Genomic DNA, 18956 nt, shown 5'->3' with positions numbered 1-18956 from the left:
TCTCTCGGAGCATCCGCATGACGAGCAGCCCGCAAGTTGCCGCGCGCACCGTCGATGAACCGGCCGGCCCCGTCAGCGCGCAGCGCCGCATCGACTCGCTCGACGTGCTGCGCGGCTTTGCCGTGCTGGGCATCCTGATCATGAACATCCAGTCCTTCGCCCTGCCCATGGCGGCCTACATGAACCCCACCGCAGGTGGTCGATTCGACGGCGCCGACTACTGGGTCTGGCTCGTCGCGCACCTGCTGGCGGACCTGAAGTTCATGAGTATCTTCTCGATGCTCTTCGGCGCCGGCGTCGTGCTCTTCACGAGTCGCATCGAAGCCAGGGGCCGCAGCGCCGCCGGCCTGCACTACCGCCGCATGGCCTGGCTGCTGCTCATCGGCCTCATCCACGGCTACATGCTGTGGTACGGCGACATCCTCGTGCTGTATTCCCTGTGCGGCATGGCCCTCTTCTTCGCCCGCGGACTTTCCCCGAGGGTGCTCATTCCGTTGAGCCTGGTTTCGCTGCTGATCACGGCGGGTTTCATGGCGCTGTTCGGCCTCTATTACTCACGCCTCCAGACGGAACTCGATGCGCATGACGCGCGCACTCCGGCCCTGGTCGAGTCCGCCGACTCGACAGGCGGGGCCGGCGAGATCGACGTTGCGGAAGCCGACGCTCCCGGCGGTGAAGTGACCGACGAGGATGATGGCCCGGCCGAGGCGCTCAGCGGCGAGTCGTCTGAAGAGCAGATCGATCCCGAGCCGCAGGAACTCCTCTGGGAGATGTCGGTGGGCAACGTGCGCGCGCAGTTGAAGCAGATGCGCGAGCAGTGGTCGCCGCCGCGCGAGCGGCTTGACGCGGAGGTTGCCGCCATGCGGGGCTCGTATCTTGGGGAACTCAAGCACCGCGCCCGCGTCATGCCCATGTTTCACTTCTTCATGGTCGCCTTCTACTCATGGCGCGCGCTGAGCATGATGCTGCTGGGCATGGCGCTGTTCAAGTGGGGCGTGCTTTCCGCGGCGCGCTCAACGGGGCTGTATCTCGCGATGGTCGTCGGCGGATTCGCAGTCGGCGTGCCTCTCATCTGGCTCGGCTTTCAGCGCAACATGACTGTCGAGTTCGACTTCATCGCCGCCCAATTCAACAACTCACACTATAACTACTTTGGCAGCGTGTTCGTGGCGCTGGGCTGGGTCGGCATCATCATGCTCATTTGCCGCAGCGGCGTCCTGCACTGGCTCGCCGCCTCCCTCGGCGCCGTCGGACGCATGGCCTTCACCAATTACCTCATGCACACCATCATCTGCACGACGATCTTCAACGGCCGCAGCGGGCTGGGGCTGGGCAAGTTCAATCAGCTCGAGCGCACGGAACTGCTGATGATCGTCGCGGCGATCTTTCTCTTCCAGATGATCGCCTCGCCGATCTGGCTGCGCTTCTTCCGCTTCGGCCCATTCGAGTGGCTCTGGCGCTCGCTGACCTACTGGAAGTTGCAGCCGATGCGGAAGTGAGTTGTGAGTTGATCCTCGCACGAGTGCCGTAGCACCCGCACGGCGGACGTGGCTGATCATCGCGACGCGCCGAAGAGCCAAAACTGCTTCATCACGTTGCGGACCGAGGTCGCCGCCTGGATAATCGGTGAAGGTTGAATGGCAACAGGTTTCGCCGCAACCCTCGCCGGGCCTCGCATTTTCTCTGGTGCGCCGCGTTTCTTCGGCTTCCGCGGCGGCCGCTGCACATACGGCAGCAGTTCAATCGGAATGTTCTTGAGCCCGCGCCGCCGCGCCTTGTCCACCGCGTAGTGCAGCGACTCGGCGACGCGCCGCTCGACGGCGTCGGTCACGTTCAGGCCGCGCTGCCGCATGGCGTCGAGCGACCAGCGCCACGCGTGGTACTCCTCGAGACAGCGCGGCGAATAGGTCCGAAAGCCGATCGCGTGATGACCGACCTCGTGCAGGAACACCGCCGCGCTCATCGGCCCGCGCGGGTACGGCGCCTCGATGAGCCGACTCTCCTCGCCGTTGTGGTAGCGCACGATCCACGCGCAGCCCGTCATCGCCGAACGCCAGCGGCGCACGCGAAAGCCGTGCGCCGCCTTCTTCTCGGCGACCAGCGCATCGTATCGCTTCTGCATGTGATCCGATCTGGCCATGGGTGATCGATCGTAGTCCGGTTTCGTCTCGAACGGGTTTCGGGTGCCATGGTCGAAGCGACGCCCTGGGAGCGCCGGCCATGCGAGCGCGCGGCTCAGTGCCGACGAGCCATGAGTATGCATCGCGCGATCGCGTGGCCATCCGGTCGCCGAGCCTCCCTCCTGACCGCGGCACCACGGATAAGCCTTGTTAGACTTTCCGCATGCCCGATTCCGCCAACGTCCGCCGCTGCCTGATCACCGGGGCCACCTCCGGCCTCGGCCGCGCCATGTCCGTGCAACTCGCCCGGCGCGGCGATCGCATCGCCATCACCGGCCGGCGCGAGCAACTGCTGCGCGAAGTCGAGCAGCAGCTCCGCACGGCCGGCGCGAGCGATGTGCTCACCCTGCCCGGCGGCGTCGATGATCCGCAATGCGTCGCCGCGCACTACGTGCAGATCAAACAGCAGTGGGGCGGGCTCGACCTGGCGATCCTCAACGCCGGCGTCGGCGGCAGCAACGACGCAAAGACATTCGCCGCCCGGCCCTACCTCGAGACCTTCGCCACCAACGTGCACGGCGTGTGCCACTGGCTCGAGCAGATCATTCCCGACATGGTCGCGCAGCGCCGCGGCGTCATCGCCGGCGTTTCCAGCCCCGGCGGATGGCGCGGCTTTCCCGGCGCCGGGCCGTATTGCGCCAGCAAGGCCGCGCTCTCGACCATGCTCGAATCCACCCGCATCGAACTGCGCGGCACCGGGGTGCACATCGTCGATGTCTGCCCCGGCTACGTCAAGAGCGAGATGACGGCGGACAACGATCCGAAGAAGATGCCGTTCCTGCTTGAAACCGAAGACGGCGCCGCTCGCATCCTGCGCGGCATCGACGCGCGAAAACGCGTCGTCCACTTCCCCTGGCCACTCACTTGGCCGCTTCGCCACATCGTGGCCCACCTGCCCGGCTGGCTGTTCGACCCGCTCGCAGCGCGCTACGGCAAGCCGTGAAGGGAAGCCGCGGACGCCGGGGCAAAGGGCGGTCGCACCCATCGTCCCGAGCGGCAAGGTGTGGCGCCCGAACCGCGATTGCATCCATGGGGTGGCGGAAAGAAACTTTGCTTTAGATGCTGTGTGCGGGGGGCAAGTTCGATTGCGCGGAACTGAGAGCTGAAATCTCAAGTCGACATGCACTACCGGCCTGGCCGCGCGTGTGGCCTACGGCTTCGATCCCCGTTCGCACACCGTCCCGCACTCCGGGCAGCGGTCGTGATTGAGGCCGCTCAGGTCGTACTCGCACACCGGGCAGAGGTGCGCCGGAACGGCGGTGTCGGGGGTGAACCAGCGCGTCACCAGTTGCATGCCGAAGAAGAACCACGCCGTGCCGCCCAGCGAGATGAGGACATCATCAAACCAGCTGCAGAAGACTGCGACGACGGCCGACGAGCCGTAGAGCAGCGGCACCGCGGCTTTGAGCCGGCGGTCCCAGAGCATGAGCAAGGTAGCGGGGCTGATGAGCAGGCCGACCATGGCGCCGACGACCGCCCCGCGCTGCACGATCCACCAGGCATGCGCGTAGTGCGTGGTGCTCAGCGCGCCCAGCAGCGCTCCGCCACACGTGGCGATGAGCAGCAGCACGGCGGCGCGCCGGAGATCCTCGCCGCGCGATCGCTTCTCACGGCCATGCTTGGCGCGAGCGAAATCCATGCTCAGTTGTCATCGTCCTTGTCGTCCTTCTTGAAGATGTCGCCGATGCCCTCGCCGATTTTCTTCGCTTCGTCGCCGATCCTTTCGGCGCCCTCGCCGATCTGCTTGGCGGCTTCTTCAGCTTTCTTGCCGAGTTCCTCTGCGGTCTTCCCTACGGTGTTGACCACCTCGCCATCGCCCAGCAGCACCCCGATGCCCTGGTCGCCGAGGTCGCGCAGCTGCGACAGGCCCGCCGTCAGTTCGCCGGCGATGTCATCGGGAATGAGATCGCCGCCCTTCTGGATGGCGGCGTTGATCACCGCCTTGAGGATGACGCCGGTGAGATCGCTGAGTTTGACCGGCTTTCCGCCCGAGCCGACATCCTGCAACCGGATTTCGTCGATTGGGACATCGACCTGGGTCAGCGTACCGCCGACGGGCACGAGATCGACGTGCACGTTGACGTTGCGGATCTGCAGCGTGCGGATGACGAACTTCTTGGCCGGCTGCTCCGGGTCAGCCGGCTTCTCGCCGGACTCGAATCGCTTGAGGTTGTCGAGGATCACCTGGTAGTTGGCCTTTGCCCCCTTGCGCTCGAGATTCATCGAAAGACCTTCGAGCGTCAGCGTGGGGATCTCGACGATGTCCTCCATGAGCGTGCCGAGGGTGACGGCCACGTCGCCGTCATCGAGCTTGAGGAAGTTGTCGGTGGTGTAGTCGCCCTGCGGGTTGTCCACCTCGAAGCCGGCCATCGAGAACTTGCCACTGAACACTCCGACGTCGGCGCTGCTGAGCGAGGTCGGCACGCCCAGCGCGTACGACGAGCCGCGCTCGACTCCCTGCCTCGCGATGACGTCGATGTAAAAGAGCGTTCCCGCCACCGCCACAACGAGCACCAGGACCACGGTCGCCACGATGGTAATGATCCACTTTTTCATGAGTCTCCTCGCGTTCGTTTGCCGATCGACCCTCGACTACGTTAACGATAGTCGCCCCCGACCGCTGCGCGCACAAAGGGAATTGCCGTGCGGGGCGAGGCGAGGGCGAAAACGCGGTCGAATCCGGGCGGTCCAATGCGGGAAAACGCGTAGTGGCAGGGGCGTGCAGGGGCGACTATGGTGAGCCGAGCGGCGGCGCGAGGGGGCCGCGACGCCGCGCTGCCCGTCACATCAAACCGAGTGAGAGCCACCATGGAAACGTCGTTAATCATCCTCAAGCCTGATGCCGTCCAGCGCGGCCTCATGGGTCGAATCATCACCCGCTTCGAAGACAAGGGCCTGCAGATCGTCGGCGCCCGCCTGATGAAGATCTCGCCCGAACTGGCCGCCCAGCACTACAAGGACCACGTCGGCAAGGGCTTCTACGACGGACTGGTGCGCTTCATGACCTCCTCGCCCGTGCTCGTGCTCGCGGTGCGCGGCGTGGGGGCGATCGCCATGTGTCGAAAGATGATGGGCGCGACCTTCGGCTCCAAGGCCGAGCCGGGCACCATCCGCGGCGACTTCGGCGTGTCCAATTCGTTCAATCTCATCCACGGCTCGGACAGCCCCGAGGCCGCCGAGCGCGAGCTGGCGCTCTTCTTCGGCGCCGGCGAGGTGCACGACTGGAAGCGCGCCGTCGAGCCGTGGGTCTACGACCTCAGCGGCGGCAAGGCGGAATAAGCGCCGGCGCTTATGCTCGCGCGACTGTTTGGTCGCGACCCGAATGCTCGGCGCAGGGGAGCGCGCCCCTGGCCATCTCAAGAACGCGCTTCTGGGCATTGGACAGCGGATACGCCTCGATCTTGTCGGCCGCGACCCACTCCGCCCGACGAGCTCGGCCGCGCACGCTTCGAGCGAGCCAGACTTCGAACATCACGCGGCGATGGCTGGTCTGATGCACAAACGCGCCCGCGGGGTGGTCGAGCGCTGCGCTCAACCCGTGCTCCTGATGAAGGTGTGCAGCTATCGTGCCCGCCTCGATCTTCTGCTCGGACTCGAGCGTCGGGCACTGCCACATGTTCGCCCACAGTCCCGTCGCCGGCCGCCGGCTCAGCAGCACTTTGCCGCGGCGCGCGACGATGACCGACGCGGCGTGAATCGTGCGCGGTTCGGGGCGCTGCTTCACCGGCGGATACAGGTCCACGCGGTCGCTTGCTCGCGCTCCGCACCACCGAGCCGCGGGGCATGCGCCGCACCGGGCGCCGCGCGGCAGGCAGATGGTCGAACCGAGTTCCATCAACGCCTGGTTGAAATCACCGGGCTGGCCCGCAGCGCGCACAAGCGTCTCGGCGGCGCTCCACACCCGGTGTTCAAGTTCGCGCGGCGTGAGGACTTCGCCCAGTTCCAGCCAGCGGGCCACCACGCGCTGCACGTTGCCATCGACGATCGGCGCCGGCTCGCCGAACGCAATCGACGCAATCGCCCCGGCGGTGTAGCGCCCCACGCCGGGCAGCCGCAGCAGCGAATCGACATCGCGCGGCACGCGGCCGGCGAACTCATCGACGATCAGCCGCGCTGCCGCCTGCAGGTTCCGCGCGCGGCGGTAGTAGCCCAGCCCCTGCCACAGCGCGAGCACGTGCTGCTCCGGGGCCGATGCGAGCGACTGCACATCGGGGAAGCGCGCGATGAAGCGGTCGAAGTAATCGAGCACGCGCGCCACCTGTGTCTGGTGAAGCATGTACTCGGCCACGAGGCACCGATAGGCGCGCTGTTGAATGCTGCGCGTGCGGCGTCGCCACGGCAGATCGCGCTGCCGCGCTGCGAACCACTGCTCGAGCGCGACAGCGATGCGTTTCGCCTGCCGTGCGCTGATCGTGTTCATGGCGCCGCGGCCGGCGCCGGCGCCGGCTCCGGCTGCTTCCGTTCGCCGCCGATGGTCGGCGCTGTCGAGGCCATGACGCGATCGGCCAGCGGACCGCTTGCGGGGTCGATCTCCGCCAGCGCATCGGCCGGGGCGCTGTCGAGGAGTTTGATTGTCCGCCAGTACCCGCTGCGCCAGCGCCACACGAAGGCGAGGCCGAGCAGGATGATGTAGGCCGAAGCGCCCAGCCACGGCCCGAGCGACTTGAGCTGCGGCGCCCAGAGCACCATCGCAAACCCGCCGCCGACGATGAGCGTCCACGAAGTGATCATCGTGACGATGCCGGTCCACACCGTGTCGCCCGCCCCGCTCAAAGCGCCCGAGAGCGAGATGGCCATGGCGTCGAAGACCTGGAACACCGCGGCGCAGATGAGCAGTTGCGAAGCGATGGCCAGAATCTCTTCCGCCGCCGGGTCATCCTGCTTAATGAGGAAGTTCGCCAGCGGGTGGCGGAAGATGACAAACGCCAGCGCGCACAGGCCCATGTACGCCACGGCCATGCGCACGCCCAGCCAGGCTCGCTGGTTGGCGATATCCGGCTTGCCGGCGCCGATGTAGCGCCCGACCATCGCCGTGACGGCCACCGAAATGCCCACGGCGGGCATGAAACTCAGGTGCATGTAGCGCAGCACGATCCAGCCGGCGGTGTTGTGCGCCTCGCCGAATGTTCCAATGAGGTACGTCATGAACACGGCCCAGCAGAGCATCTCGTTGCCGAACGTGAGGCTGCGCGGCCAGCCGACGCGCCACAGTTCACGCATGGTCCGCAGGTGTGGCCTCCAGGCGCCGCGCGTGCCGAGTTCGGCGTTCAACTTCGGGCCCAGGAACAGCGCCAGCGGAATGAGCAGTTCGACGGCCGTGCCCAGCACGGTGGCCAGCGCCGCGCCGTTCACGCCCAGCCGCGGCGCGCCGAGGTGGCCGAAGATGAGCACCCAGTTGCCGAAGATGTTGGTCGCGTTGCCGATGACGGTGGCGACGAAGATGACCTTGGGCCGGTGCAGGCCGTAGAAGAAGTGGCTCAGTCCGCGGCTCATGAGCATGGCGAAGCAGCCGTAGACCATAATCTGGCCGTAGCCGGATTCGAGCGCAATGAGTTCGGGCGAGTGGTCCATCTTCGTGAAGATGGGGGGCAGCGACAGGCCGTAGGGCAGCAGCAGCAGCCACGCGACGAGGCTCATCCACATGGCGGCCCAGGCGTAACGCGGCGCTTCGCGCGGCCGCTCGGCGCCGAGGTTCTGGCTCACGTAGGTGTTCACCATCGTGAGCACGCCCATCAGAAACGAGAGCGGCACGAAGGTGATCAGCCCGCCGTTGCCCTGCGCCGCCAGTTCGAGCGGACCGAGCCGGCTGACCATCGCCGCGTCGATGAACTGCATCGTCGTGTAACTGGCCATCGTCAACACCGTCGGCCATGCCAGCGCGAACAGTTCGCGCAGCGGCGAAATCGGCGGGGCCGACAGTGATGCTGTATCAGATTGGCTCGAAACCGAACTCATCGAATGGGCCGCGAAAACAGGCCGCCACGCTGCAAACCGGCGGGCGGCTGGGTAAATGAGGCAAGGACGCAATGGCGACAGCCCCGAGTGTAGGCCCGGGCCAAGCAATGCACCACCAGTTGGTGACCTGAACGCGGCCTAGCGCGTCATGCTCACGATCAGCATGACCACGTTGCCCAGAAGACTTACTCCCAGCAGGATCAGAAGCAGCATCACCGCCGGGTGGCTGAAGGGCGAAGAGCCGTTGCCCACCACGGGCTGCGGGGCGGCGAGCACGCCCGTGTCCTCGAGCTGATCCGGCGGAATCATCGTCCCGCCCGTCAGGCCCGAGAGATCCATCTCCTTGTGCGCGAGACGCGGCTTGGCCCCGGCCGCAATCAGCCGCAGATCCTCGATGAGATCGCGGCAGTTGTGGTACCGCTCGCGCCGGCTCTTGGCCATCATCATCTCGATGACTTCCGACACGCCGGCGGAGAGTTTGGGATTGACGTGATCAGGCGGCGTGAGGTCGGCCTTGAGGTGCTTGTGCATCACCGCCGTCGGATTCTCGCCGTCGAAGGGCACCTGCCCCGTGACCATGTGGTAGAACATCGCGCCCAGCGAGTAGATGTCGGCCTGCGCGCCGATGTTCACTTCGCCCCGGATCTGCTCGGGGCTGATGTAGTACGGCGTGCCGAAGGCGCGGCCCTCTTCCTCCTTGGCCGCTTCGATATCCGACACCGCGCGGGCCAGGCCCATGTCCGCAAGTTTCGCCACGCCTTCCTTGGTGAACATGATGTTCTTGGGCTTGACGTCGCGGTGCACGAAGCCCTTTTCGTGCGCGTGGTTGAGCGCATCGGCGATCTGGAGGATGATGTCGATGGCGTCCTTCTCGGGGATGCGGCCCTTCTTGGTGAGGATGTCGTAGACCGTGCCGCCCTCGACGTACTCCATCACAAAGTAGTGGAACTCGCCCGCCTTGCCCACGTCGTACGCTTGCACGATGTTGGGGTGGTTGAGTTTGGCGGCGGCGCGGCCCTCTTTGTAGAAGCGGTCGATGAAATTGACGTTGCTGTTGTACTTCTTGGGCAGCACCTTGATCGCCACCATGCGATCGAGGCTGATCTGCCGCGCGAGGTACACGCTGGCCATCGCGCCCGCGCCCAGCTTCTTCTTGATCGAGTAGCCCGGGATCTGCTGGGTGGACTTCTGCGCCTCGACCTCGCGACGGAGGCGGTCAAGTTGGCGCAGCGTGACGTAGTTGTTCTGGAGGAGCAGGTCGGCGAGCGAGGCTTCTTTGGCGTCGGACTGCTGCCGCTGCACCTCGAAGCAGTGGGCGACTTCCTGGCTGGTGGCCAGACCCTGCTCGACGACGATCCGCCCCAGCAGCGTATCGACATTGCTCGCCGCGCTGGGATCTTTATCGGTCATCGATGGTTGGGTCTGACTCTGGCTCATCAAGTCGCTCAACTGCATGCCCCGTGGTTGCCGGGCCGGGAACCGAGGATCAACGCGGACCCTCAATGGGCAAAACATCGGCAATCGGCCGCGTCCGGTCCACGCAACTCACAGGGTTCTATACGCCGCCGCCGGCTGCGGCGGTTCCAGCATATTGCCCCAATCTAGATCAGGGCCGCTCCCTCCCTGAGCACATAACCCTTGGTCCGTTCAATCTTTTCCATCATCTGGCGAATTGCAGCCGCTCCGTCGGCATCCGTCCGCCCGCGCCGGGCCGGCCCGGTGAGCACCCGGCCACACTCCACGAGCCAGTCGACCAGCCCATGATAATCCGCCTGGCTCACAAACTCCGCTGCGATCAGGGCTTTGGCGCCTTTTTTCCCCTCGATGACCTCGGCAAGGTTGGCCATGTTGTGGTAGTTGCCAAGCGGCAGGCACAGGCAGATGGCCTCATACCCGTAGGCCTGAAACGTCGTCGCCTCGCAGGCGCCGCCGGGCATGAGCCTCCGCTGCCACTTGAAACCGCCGCGGCGCTTCTCCATCTCCATCGCCACCCGCGCCGTCTCAAACGCCAGGCCGTGGTGAAAGATGCTGATCCGATCGCCCACCCGCAGGATCGGCCCGCCGCCGATGGGGCTGTCGGCAAAGCTCCGAGAGTTCTCCAGCGCAATCACCTTGGCCCGCCTGGGGATGAGCCCGCTCTGCGATGCCGCGATCGCGCCGATGAAGCCGATCTCTTCTGATCGAGTCAGCAGCACCCGCACGTCGCCGGCGCCGCGGCTCTGGCGCAGCACGTCCATGGCCGAGAGCGCCGCCGCCACGCCCATCAGATCGTCGCACGCCGGCGCCTCGATGAGGCCCTTGCGCACCCGCGCGGGTTTGAGGTCCCACGTGGCGAGGTCGTCGACCTGCACCGCATCGGTCGCCTCGTTCAGGCGGATGACGACTTCGTCGAAGAGCTTTCCTTTGCCGTGTTCAATCACCGTGCCGCGATGGGCCGCGTCGCTTGCGTCGTAGACGAGCACCTTGGCCTTGCGGAAGTACGGCGGCCGCACGCCGCCGCGAAACTCGGCTTGCAGCGTGCGGCTGTCGCGCACCTTCTTGATGACAAACGCGGGGTGATCGAGATGGGCCGTGATCAGCAGCGGCCGCCCGCCGCGCCGGGCGCCCTTGCGGCTGATGAGCATGTTGCCGGCCTTGTCGCGGCGGAGCGTGAGATTGGGCCGGTCCCCGAGCCAGTCGTTGATCCAGTTGATGACGCGATGCTCGCGCGCCGCCGCCGTGGGAATGCTGGTGAGCTGCAATGCCCACCGAAGATGCTGCCGCCGAGTTCGAGCGTCAATCATGAGCGGAAAGTGTAACAGCGTCTGAATGTCGCGTCAGGTCCGCCGATCGATCTCATGCAGAGGGCGTGGCTCGCGCCCGCTCCGCCACGCGCCGCCTAACCTTCACGGATGACTGCCCACGCGCCGCCTCTGCTCGACGTCCGCGACCTGCACACCCACTTCCCCGTGCACAGCGGCGTGCTGCAGCGCACGACCGGCTGGGTCAAAGCCGTGGACGGCGTGTCATTCACCATCGCGCCCGGCGAGACGCTGGGGCTGGTGGGCGAGTCCGGCTGCGGCAAGACCACCGTCGGCCGGACCATCCTCCGCCTCATTCCTGCCACCAGCGGCCAGGTCCTCTACAAGAACCGCGACGTGCTCAAACTCAGCCGCCGCGAGATGCAGCCGCTGCGCCGCGAGATGCAGATCATCTTCCAGGATCCGGCCGGGTCGCTCAATGCCCGGCTGCGCGTCGGCCGCATCGTGGGCGAGCCCATCGAAGTGCACGGCCTGGCCCGCGGCGCCGAACTGCGCAAGCAGGTCGAGCAGCTGCTCGACCGCGTCGGCCTGCCGAGCAGCGCCGCTGACCGCTATCCGCACGAGTTCTCCGGCGGTCAGCGGCAGCGCATCGGCATCGCGCGGGCCCTGGCCCTGCATCCCAAACTCATCATCTGCGACGAGCCGACTTCGGCTCTGGACGTCTCTATCCAGAGCCAGATTCTCAACCTGCTCAAGGACCTGCAGCGCGACATGGGCCTGTCGTACCTGTTCATCAGCCACGACATGGCCGTCGTGCAGCACATCTGCGATCGCGTGGCAGTGATGTTCCGCGGCCGGATCGTCGAAATGAGCGACCGCGAGGCCATCTACGCGAACCCCCAGCACCCCTACACGCAGACGCTGCTCGCGGCCGTGCCCGAGCCCACGCCGCGCCGCCGCCGCCGGCACACGCCGTACGTGCCCGAAGATGAATTGGCGCCCGCGTCGGCGCCGGTCAGCGCCTGAATCGAGCCCTCCGATGTACCGACCCGGCACCGATCCTGAGAACGTGCAGATGTCCGACGTGCTGTGCGACTTCTGCCACGCAGCATGGACGGCGGACCTGCCGCTGGTCGAGGGGCACGAGGGCAGCGTGATCTGCGGCCGGTGCGTGTCGGTGGCGTACGCTGAAGTCGTGCTGGCGGGCGGCGGGGTGGGGGAGGTGGCTGGACTCAGGTGCCGCATGTGCCTGGAGGAGCGCGATGAGCCGCAGTGGGAGAGCCCGCTGGACGGGGCAGTGCGCATCTGCCGCCGGTGCATCGAGATGGCCGCCGGGGCGATGGAGAAGGACCCGGACACGGCTTGGCAGCGTCCGGGCGGCTGAGGCGCGGCGCCCAAAGGGATTTTGCGCGATTTTGCAACTTTTCCCGAGCCGCGCGGGGCATCCTGTGGTAAATTATGGGTACGGATGAGCGGGCGGCGTGCGCGCTGATCATGGCCGCCGCTCCGGGGCACCCATTCAATGGTCCGGGCCGCGGCCGCGCCGGTGATCCTATCGATCTCCGGTTGAGACAGGCTGTTACGCACCCGCGGAAAGGACCGTGATCATGTTCACCTCCACCACCTCCCGCCGTTTCCCGGCCCGAAGCCGCCGACCCGTCGCGCGTGCGCCCCGCGGCTTCACGCTCATCGAACTGCTGGTGGTCATCGGCATCATTGCCCTGCTCGTCGGCCTGCTGCTGCCTGCGCTGGCGGCGGTGCGCCTGCAGGGCAAGGTGACGCAGACGCGGGCCCTGATGAAGAATCTCGGCGACGCGGTGGACAGTTTCGTCCTCACCCACAACCGCCAGCCCGGCGCCTTGAGCGAGCGCGAACTCTCGAGCGACAACAACAACTACAGCGAACTGAGCGGCACCGAAAATGCCATGCTCGAGCTCATGGGCGGGATGAACTCCAACGGTGACGACACCTTCCAACTCGCCGGTATCGACATCTGGCGCGATGACATCGGCCTCGGGCCCACCATCGGCGGCACGAAGTACGATTCCTACTTCAAACCCAATCCGCGCGACCTCTATTACGTCAACGGCCAGACGGCCGGCTCGGGCGGGCAGGAAGACGTGACCAACAACCTGCCGCAGGAAGGCGACCGCGCTCTGCCCGATCTCATCGATGCCTTTGGCGCGCCGATCATTCTCTGGGCTAACAGCGGCTCCAAGCCCAAGGGCCTGCGTGACATTGGCGGCCGGCCCGCGGTCGTCGCCTTCAAGGCCCAGGCGGGCAACACCAGTCAGGCCGCCCCGTATTACTACTCCTCGTTCCAGAGTTACACCAGCGCCCCGGCCCTGGTCGTTGGCCGCAGCGGCGGCACGCCTGTGAACCAGCGCGACCGCAGCTATCTCGCCGAAACGGCGTCATCGATCGGCGGCGGACCGGCCCGCGAACTCTGTCAGGCCATCGCCGGTCATCCCACGCTCGATTCCACGCCGCGCGGCGGCTACGTCATCATGTCAGCCGGCAAGGACAACATCTACTTCGACAAGCAGCAGGTCGAAAGCCCCCAGCAGAACGGCCGCTGGAGCGACGTCGATCTCAAGCGCTTCGATGACATCGTCCAGTACGGCGGGTCGTGAGGCGCACGCATCGAGGCATGCCGACACCGAGGCATCGAACGAGAACCCCAGAGCCGTCGGCGCAAGCCGACGGCTTTTTCGTGTTCAGCGCCGCACATAACGGTCGATCGTCCGGTTGACCTGCTTGTACACCCCAAACGGACCGGCCAGGCTCAGCCACGCCGCGTCGTAGCGGTCGCTGCCTGCGGTGGCAAACGCCAGCGTCCCCAGGCCGAAGACGCGCTCGCGGATGGTCTGAATGACCGCGATGTGCTGGATCTGCTGGAGGGGGGCGTGGAAGTAAGCCCGACGGAGCACGCCATACACGGCGATGATGCGCCGGTCGGTCAGGACGTAGGTCTGGTTCCACCACTCCGCCGCCTGCCAGCCGAGGCGGACGAGGGCGACCGTCGCGCCGAACAGGAACGCATCGCGATCCGACCACGCGGCATTGGGCAGCGGCGAGATCTTCGACAGGTACGCCAGCAGCAGCGTGAGCGCGGCGATGAGCACCAGGCTGCCCAGCGAAGCGAGGATGATGTACAGCGGGCTGGGCTTGAGCCACATGATGATGATCTCGTCATCACCGAGCAGGTCGGCCGGCAGCGCCGCGCGCGCCTGGGCCACCGGCCGCGTGATGCCATCCACGGCCTCGCCGCCCGCGGCGTAGGCCGCCGGTGGCGCCGCGCCGACGCCGCCGCGCTGAGCCCCGGATTTCCCGGTTCGCCGCGCGCGGTCGGTTTCGTCATTGGGGCGGGACGTCATCGCAGCGCCTCGGGACGAAGGGTCACGATATCGGGCAGGTTGCGGTAATAGTCGTTGTAGTCCAGGCCGTAGCCCACCACGAACTCGTCGGGAATGTCAAAGCCGACGTAATCGACGGGGAACGAGCGGGCCTGCTCCCGGTCCTTGCGCAGCAGCACGCACGTGCGCACCTCGGCGGGGCGCTGCTCCGCGATGATGTCGCGCACGAGCGTGAGCGTCTGCCCCGTGTCGAGGATGTCATCGACGATGAGCACGTGCTTGCCGGCGAGGTCTTCGGGCAGCCCGCTGCGAATGAGTGCGCCTTTGCTCTCAATCGATCGGCCCGGATAGCTGCTCACGCTCATCACCCCGATTCGCAGTTTGTGCGGCAGGTGGCGAATCAGATCGGCCACGAACACCATCGAGCCTGTCAGCACCGGCACGAGCATGACCTCCGTCGGATGGTTCGCCAGCACATCGAGGTCGTCGGCAATCGCCTGGCCCAGTTCGGCCACGCGCGCGGCGATCGCATCCCGGCTGAACAGCACCCGATCGACATCATCATGCATGGCGTGAGACGCCTGGGGCATCCGGTATCATTGGAGGTCGGGCGGGCGAGTCGAGCGAGGAAACGAACGGAACCCCAATGAGCATTCCCGTGAGGCATACCGCTGCGGCGCTGGTGGCCGCCGCCGCACTGGCCCTGAACCAAGGCTGCCGGGCGCCGGCGGAAGCGATCGAGCCCTCGCCCCAGGCTCCGGGCGTCGGTCCATCGCTCCTGGACTCGATGCAGCGCGGCATGGAGGTGTATCGCCTGCTCAACCGGCCGTACCGGCACAAGGAGAAACTCGAAGACGTGCTGGCGCCCTACTCCGCCGAGCCGCTGGGGCTCAGCGCCGAGCAACTGGACCGCCTCCGCAGCGAGGGCCTGATCGTCGTCGCCATCCCCGTGGAATTGCTCGCCGACCGGAAGAAGTCGAGTGAGTTCCTCGTGGCGCTCACGGGTGAGCCGATCGTCGAACGTATTCACCTCGGCTTCGTGCCCGAGTGGAAGGCTGTGGTCACGGCGCCGCGGCTCGACAGCCCGCGGCTCGTGCGCGTGGGCGGGGAGATCGGCGAGTTCACGGACGGCCGTTTCCGCATGCTGATGCGCGACTACCCGCTGATCGACTCAAAGGCGCCGATGCTGAGGCTCGAGGCGGTCGTGCAGTTCCACCAGCCGCGCCGCGACCCGCTTTCGCCCGATCCGGTGCGCGAAGCGCGCATGGGCGTCTACGTGCCGACGTCGGCGCTGCGCGTGGATCTCGATGGCAAGTGGGCGGTGCTGGTGACGGCCATCGCGCCCGTCGGCGTCGCGGCCGGCCCGCCGTCGACCAAGCCGGCGGAAAGCGAAGCGGAGGCGCCGCCGGCGGAAGTGGAGCCTGAGGCTGAACAAAACAAGCCTGCCGGAGAGCAAGGTGCAGGGCTCGTGCCGGTTGGCGCCCAGCCGCAGCCCGCGGGTCCCGCCAGCCCGCGCATCCGCACCGCCGGGGAAGAAGCGCTGGTCAGCCCCGACGGCGACACGCGCTTCGTGCTCATCTTCGTGCCGCACGTGAAATGAATCGTCGAATGCATCGCCTTCATACCAAGCCGCTACGCCACGCCGACAGCCTGGGCGTCGCGGTCCGTCAGCCAGCCGCCGTCGCTTCGCTGCTTCACGGAGCCATCGCGCTTCCAGCTTCGCTCGCAGCGAGGCTCATCGACGAGCGAGACGACGCTTGCTGCGCCCGCACCGACGAACTTCACGCGGCTCACGCCTAGCAGGTCGGCGAATTCAGCCTCGAATGAGTCGCCCGTCGCGTCGGCAAAGCGGGTGGCGAACGCCGCCAGGGCGCCGTCGGCGTTTTCCACGTGCACCTCGGCGTCGAGGGGATTCTCGATCACCTGCGCCGCCCGCGCTGCTTCAAGCGTCTGCTGCGCTGCCTCGCGCGCGGCCATGACCTGGGGCCAGGCCGCATCCGCCGCGACGTCGAACGCCTCGATGTACGTCGTCAGCTGCACGCAGCGCGAGGTGTCTTTTGCATCGACTTTCCAGAGCGAGCGGTACGCTTCGTCAGCCGTGTGCGGCAGGATGGGCGCCAGCAGTCGGCACAGCCCGTCGCACAACTCCCACATCGCCCGCTGCGTCCGCCGCCGGCGCACGCTGTCGGGCCGATCGCAATAGAGCCGGTCCTTGGTCGCGGCGAGGTAGACGGCGCTGAGCGTGTCATTGCAGAAGTCGTAGAGCGCGCTGTGAGCCGCACGGAAGTCGTAGCGGTCGTACGCAGCGCGCACCTTCTGCGACATGCGGTTGTACTCGCCGAGCACCCAAGCATCGAGACTGGCGCCGGGCATCGTCTCGCGCTGCTCGGCCGGTGTGTAGTCGTCGAGGTTGCTCAGCAGGAAGCGCAGCGTATTGCGCACCTTACGATACGACTCGCCGGCGACGTCAAAGAGCGAGTAATCGACCTTGATGTCGCCCTCGAAGTTGATCGACGCGACCCACCAGCGGCAGACGTCGGCGCCGTACTTCTTAAGCAGGTCTTCGACTTCGATGGTGTTTCCCAGGCTCTTGCTCATCTTCTTGCCGTCTTTGTCAACGGTAAAGCCGTGGGTGAGCAGTGCCTTGAAAGGAGCGCGCCCCGTGGCGCCCAGAGCGGTCAGCAGCGACACCTGGAACCAGCCGCGATGCTGGTCGGAGCCTTCGAGGTAGAGTTCGACGCTCTTGCCGTGCGCAAGATCGGCCTGGCCGCGCTGATCCATCACCGCGTGCCACGAGCAGCCGGATTCGAACCAGACGTCGAAGATGTCGCTGGATTTGCGCAGAGCCTCACTCAGGCTTTGCCACGCATGGGCTTTAAGCGCTGGCGGCGCATCAGGATCGCTCGCGGGGTCGTAGCCTTCAAGCAGTTGCGCTGCGCTCATCGTGAACCACGCATCGCTGCCCTTAGCGCGGACTTTTTCCGCGACGCACAGCACACTGCGCCTGGTCAGCAGGTAGTTGCCGTCGGCGTCGAAGAACGCAGGGATCGGCAATCCCCACGCGCGCTGCCGGCTCAGGCACCAGTCGGGGCGCGATTCGAGCATGCCGCGCATGCGGTTGCGGCCCCACTCTGGGTAGAACTTTACGTCATCGCGCGTCTGGTCCAGCGCCAGCGTGCGCAGATCGACATCGCCGGCGCGCGGCTTATCCACGGCCGCGAACCACTGCTCGGTGGCGCGGAAGATCACCGGCGTCTTGCCGCGCCAGTCGTGTGGGTACGAGTGCGTGAACTTGTGCGAGAAGTACATCGCTCCGCTCTCGGTCAGGCGTGCGGCGATGGCGTCGTTCGCCTTCCAGATGTCCATGCCGCGCAGCCAGTCCGGCACCGTCTCGTCGTAGGTACCGTCGGCGCGCACCGGGCAGTAGATGTCGAGCCCATTGGCGTGGCCGGTCTGGAAGTCTTCGGCCCCGTGCCCCGGCGCCGTGTGCACCAGGCCGGTGCCGTCTTCGAGCGTGACGTACTCGGCCGAAACCACCGGCGAGACGCGCGGGCAGAACGGATGGCGATAGGTGAGCCCGACCAGGTCGGCGCCCTTGCAGCGACCGAGTTCAGCGCTGCCGTGCGCGCTGTTCTTCTCCCGCAACGCCTTGACCTTGGCATACAGCTCGGCCGCGACCACCGTCGGCCGCCCGCCCATCATCGCCAGAACGTATTCGTAGCGCGGGTGCACCGCCACCGCGAGATTCGCCGGCAGCGTCCACGGCGTGGTCGTCCAAATCATCTGCGACGGCCTGAGATCGGCGAACTCCTTCGGATCCTTGCCAGCCAGGCCGAACGCCTTGAGCAGCCCTGCGACATCTTCGACCTCAAACCACACGTACACCGACAGGTCCTGCCGGTCGTAGTACTCAAGTTCCGCCTCGGCCAGCGCGGTCTGGTTGGCGATCGACCAGTGCACCGGCTTGAGCGCGCGATAGACCAGCCCGTGCTCGACGAGGTCGGCGAAGACCTCGAGCGTCGCCGCCTCATACTCGGGCTGCATGGTCAGATACGGATGGTCATAGTCAGCGACGGTCAGAAGTTGTTTCATCTGCCCCGTCTGCAGTTTGATGAACTTTTCGGCGTACTTGCGGCACTCGCACCGCACTGCCATGCGCCGGTCGTCATCGCTGAGCGTGTCGAGTTTGGCGGCCTTGCCCGACTCGACGAGTTCGGTCATCACCTTGTGCTCGATGGGCAGGCCGTGGCAGTCCCAGCCGGGCACGTATGCCACGTCTCGCCCCTGCATCGTCCGGGTGCGGACGACGAAGTCCTTGAGCACCTTGTTGAGCAGGTGGCCGAGGTGGATTGAGCCGTTGGCGTAAGGCGGGCCGTCGTGGAAGGACCAGAGGTCGCGCCTTTCGTCGGCGGACAATTGCCGCAGGGCATCGTAGAGGCGCATGCCGTCCCACCGCTTCATGCTGGCGGGCTCGTTCTGAACCAGGTTGGCCCTCATCGGAAACGCTGTCCTGGGCAGATTGAGCGTCTGCTTGTAGGACGGCTTGTCGCTCGGGGCCTTGGCGGAGGCGGGACTGGACGATTCGCTGCTCATGGCTGAATTCTCTCGAAAAAGCGACCGCAGGCGGTCAACTCGTGGGTGCAAGTCTACCGGTTCAAACGCAACAGGCCCCACCGGAGGCGGGGCCTGAAATCGGTTGTTGCTGGTGCTCGCCAGAGCCGCGC

Annotated in this window: 16 protein-coding genes and 1 pseudogene; 7 read left to right on the top strand and 10 right to left on the bottom strand. The window is 66.4% G+C overall.

The window, feature by feature from the left end:
• Window positions 1-17: 17 nt before the first annotated feature.
• A complete protein-coding gene (locus IT430_18780) occupies window positions 18-1499 on the top strand; it encodes a DUF418 domain-containing protein (protein MCC6909985.1) in 1482 nt (493 codons plus the stop codon).
• Between the two features lie 56 nt (window positions 1500-1555).
• Here the strand turns inward: IT430_18780 and IT430_18775 are convergent, their stop codons facing one another.
• Window positions 1556-2140: a hypothetical protein gene (locus IT430_18775; GenBank protein MCC6909984.1), complete on the bottom strand. Its 585-nt coding sequence runs from the start codon at window positions 2138-2140 to the stop codon at window positions 1556-1558.
• A gap of 203 nt (window positions 2141-2343) precedes the next feature.
• On the opposite strand from IT430_18775, the gene IT430_18770 reads away from it, so the two are divergent.
• Window positions 2344-3123: an SDR family NAD(P)-dependent oxidoreductase gene (locus IT430_18770; protein MCC6909983.1), complete on the top strand. Its 780-nt coding sequence runs from the start codon at window positions 2344-2346 to the stop codon at window positions 3121-3123.
• A gap of 207 nt (window positions 3124-3330) precedes the next feature.
• Here the strand turns inward: IT430_18770 and IT430_18765 are convergent, their stop codons facing one another.
• The gene (locus IT430_18765) at window positions 3331-3819 is read right to left on the bottom strand and encodes a hypothetical protein (GenBank protein ID MCC6909982.1); all 489 of its coding nucleotides are present in this window, start codon (window positions 3817-3819) and stop codon (window positions 3331-3333) included.
• 2 nt (window positions 3820-3821) lie between these two features.
• Window positions 3822-4736 (bottom strand): hypothetical protein, encoded by a 915-nt coding sequence (locus tag IT430_18760; protein MCC6909981.1) that lies wholly within the window; start codon window positions 4734-4736, stop codon window positions 3822-3824.
• A gap of 252 nt (window positions 4737-4988) precedes the next feature.
• Between IT430_18760 and ndk the strand changes: the two genes are divergently transcribed.
• Entirely contained in the window at window positions 4989-5459 is a 471-nt protein-coding gene (ndk, locus tag IT430_18755) for a nucleoside-diphosphate kinase (protein MCC6909980.1), read from the top strand.
• Window positions 5460-5469: 10 nt separating this feature from the next.
• Here ndk and mutY read toward each other — a convergent pair whose 3' ends face one another.
• From mutY to IT430_18735, 4 genes are all read right to left on the bottom strand, one after another.
• On the bottom strand, window positions 5470-6600 hold the full coding sequence (gene mutY, locus IT430_18750) for an A/G-specific adenine glycosylase (GenBank protein ID MCC6909979.1): 1131 nt from the start codon (window positions 6598-6600) through the stop codon (window positions 5470-5472).
• Window positions 6597-8033, bottom strand: coding sequence for an MATE family efflux transporter (locus tag IT430_18745; GenBank protein MCC6909978.1), 1437 nt, complete (start codon window positions 8031-8033; stop codon window positions 6597-6599). Before IT430_18745 ends, mutY begins: the two co-directional genes overlap by 4 nt.
• A 240-nt stretch (window positions 8034-8273) precedes the next feature.
• Window positions 8274-9545 (bottom strand): serine/threonine protein kinase, encoded by a 1272-nt coding sequence (locus IT430_18740; protein ID MCC6909977.1) that lies wholly within the window; start codon window positions 9543-9545, stop codon window positions 8274-8276.
• A gap of 191 nt (window positions 9546-9736) precedes the next feature.
• On the bottom strand, window positions 9737-10918 hold the full coding sequence (locus IT430_18735) for a M20/M25/M40 family metallo-hydrolase (protein ID MCC6909976.1): 1182 nt from the start codon (window positions 10916-10918) through the stop codon (window positions 9737-9739).
• Window positions 10919-11026: 108 nt separating this feature from the next.
• Between IT430_18735 and IT430_18730 the strand changes: the two genes are divergently transcribed.
• From IT430_18730 to IT430_18720, 3 genes and pseudogenes are all read left to right on the top strand, one after another.
• The gene (locus tag IT430_18730; GenBank protein ID MCC6909975.1) at window positions 11027-11902 is read left to right on the top strand and encodes an ABC transporter ATP-binding protein; all 876 of its coding nucleotides are present in this window, start codon (window positions 11027-11029) and stop codon (window positions 11900-11902) included.
• 13 nt (window positions 11903-11915) lie between these two features.
• Window positions 11916-12260, top strand: a complete 345-nt coding sequence (locus IT430_18725) for a hypothetical protein (protein MCC6909974.1) — start codon at window positions 11916-11918, stop codon at window positions 12258-12260.
• Window positions 12261-12483: 223 nt separating this feature from the next.
• Window positions 12484-12639: pseudogene (locus tag IT430_18720) on the top strand (prepilin-type N-terminal cleavage/methylation domain-containing protein).
• A 954-nt stretch (window positions 12640-13593) separates the two neighbouring features.
• On the opposite strand, the gene IT430_18715 reads toward IT430_18720, so the two are convergent.
• Complete coding sequence (locus tag IT430_18715) at window positions 13594-14253, bottom strand: PH domain-containing protein (protein MCC6909973.1); 660 nt, start codon at window positions 14251-14253, stop codon at window positions 13594-13596.
• The gene (gene hpt / locus IT430_18710; GenBank protein MCC6909972.1) at window positions 14250-14822 is read right to left on the bottom strand and encodes a hypoxanthine phosphoribosyltransferase; all 573 of its coding nucleotides are present in this window, start codon (window positions 14820-14822) and stop codon (window positions 14250-14252) included. The genes IT430_18715 and hpt overlap by 4 nt, the downstream gene beginning before the upstream one ends.
• Window positions 14823-14878: 56 nt before the next feature.
• On the opposite strand from hpt, the gene IT430_18705 reads away from it, so the two are divergent.
• Complete coding sequence (locus IT430_18705; protein ID MCC6909971.1) at window positions 14879-15832, top strand: hypothetical protein; 954 nt, start codon at window positions 14879-14881, stop codon at window positions 15830-15832.
• Between the two features lie 32 nt (window positions 15833-15864).
• Here the strand turns inward: IT430_18705 and ileS are convergent, their stop codons facing one another.
• On the bottom strand, window positions 15865-18825 hold the full coding sequence (gene ileS / locus IT430_18700; GenBank protein MCC6909970.1) for an isoleucine--tRNA ligase: 2961 nt from the start codon (window positions 18823-18825) through the stop codon (window positions 15865-15867).
• Window positions 18826-18956 lie beyond the last annotated feature (131 nt).

It is taken from the genome of Phycisphaerales bacterium (assembly GCA_020852515.1).
Lineage (GTDB): Bacteria > Planctomycetota > Phycisphaerae > Phycisphaerales > UBA5793 > UBA5793.
Note: the sequence above shows the minus strand (reverse complement) of the source record. Positions and strands in the feature narration are given on the sequence as shown.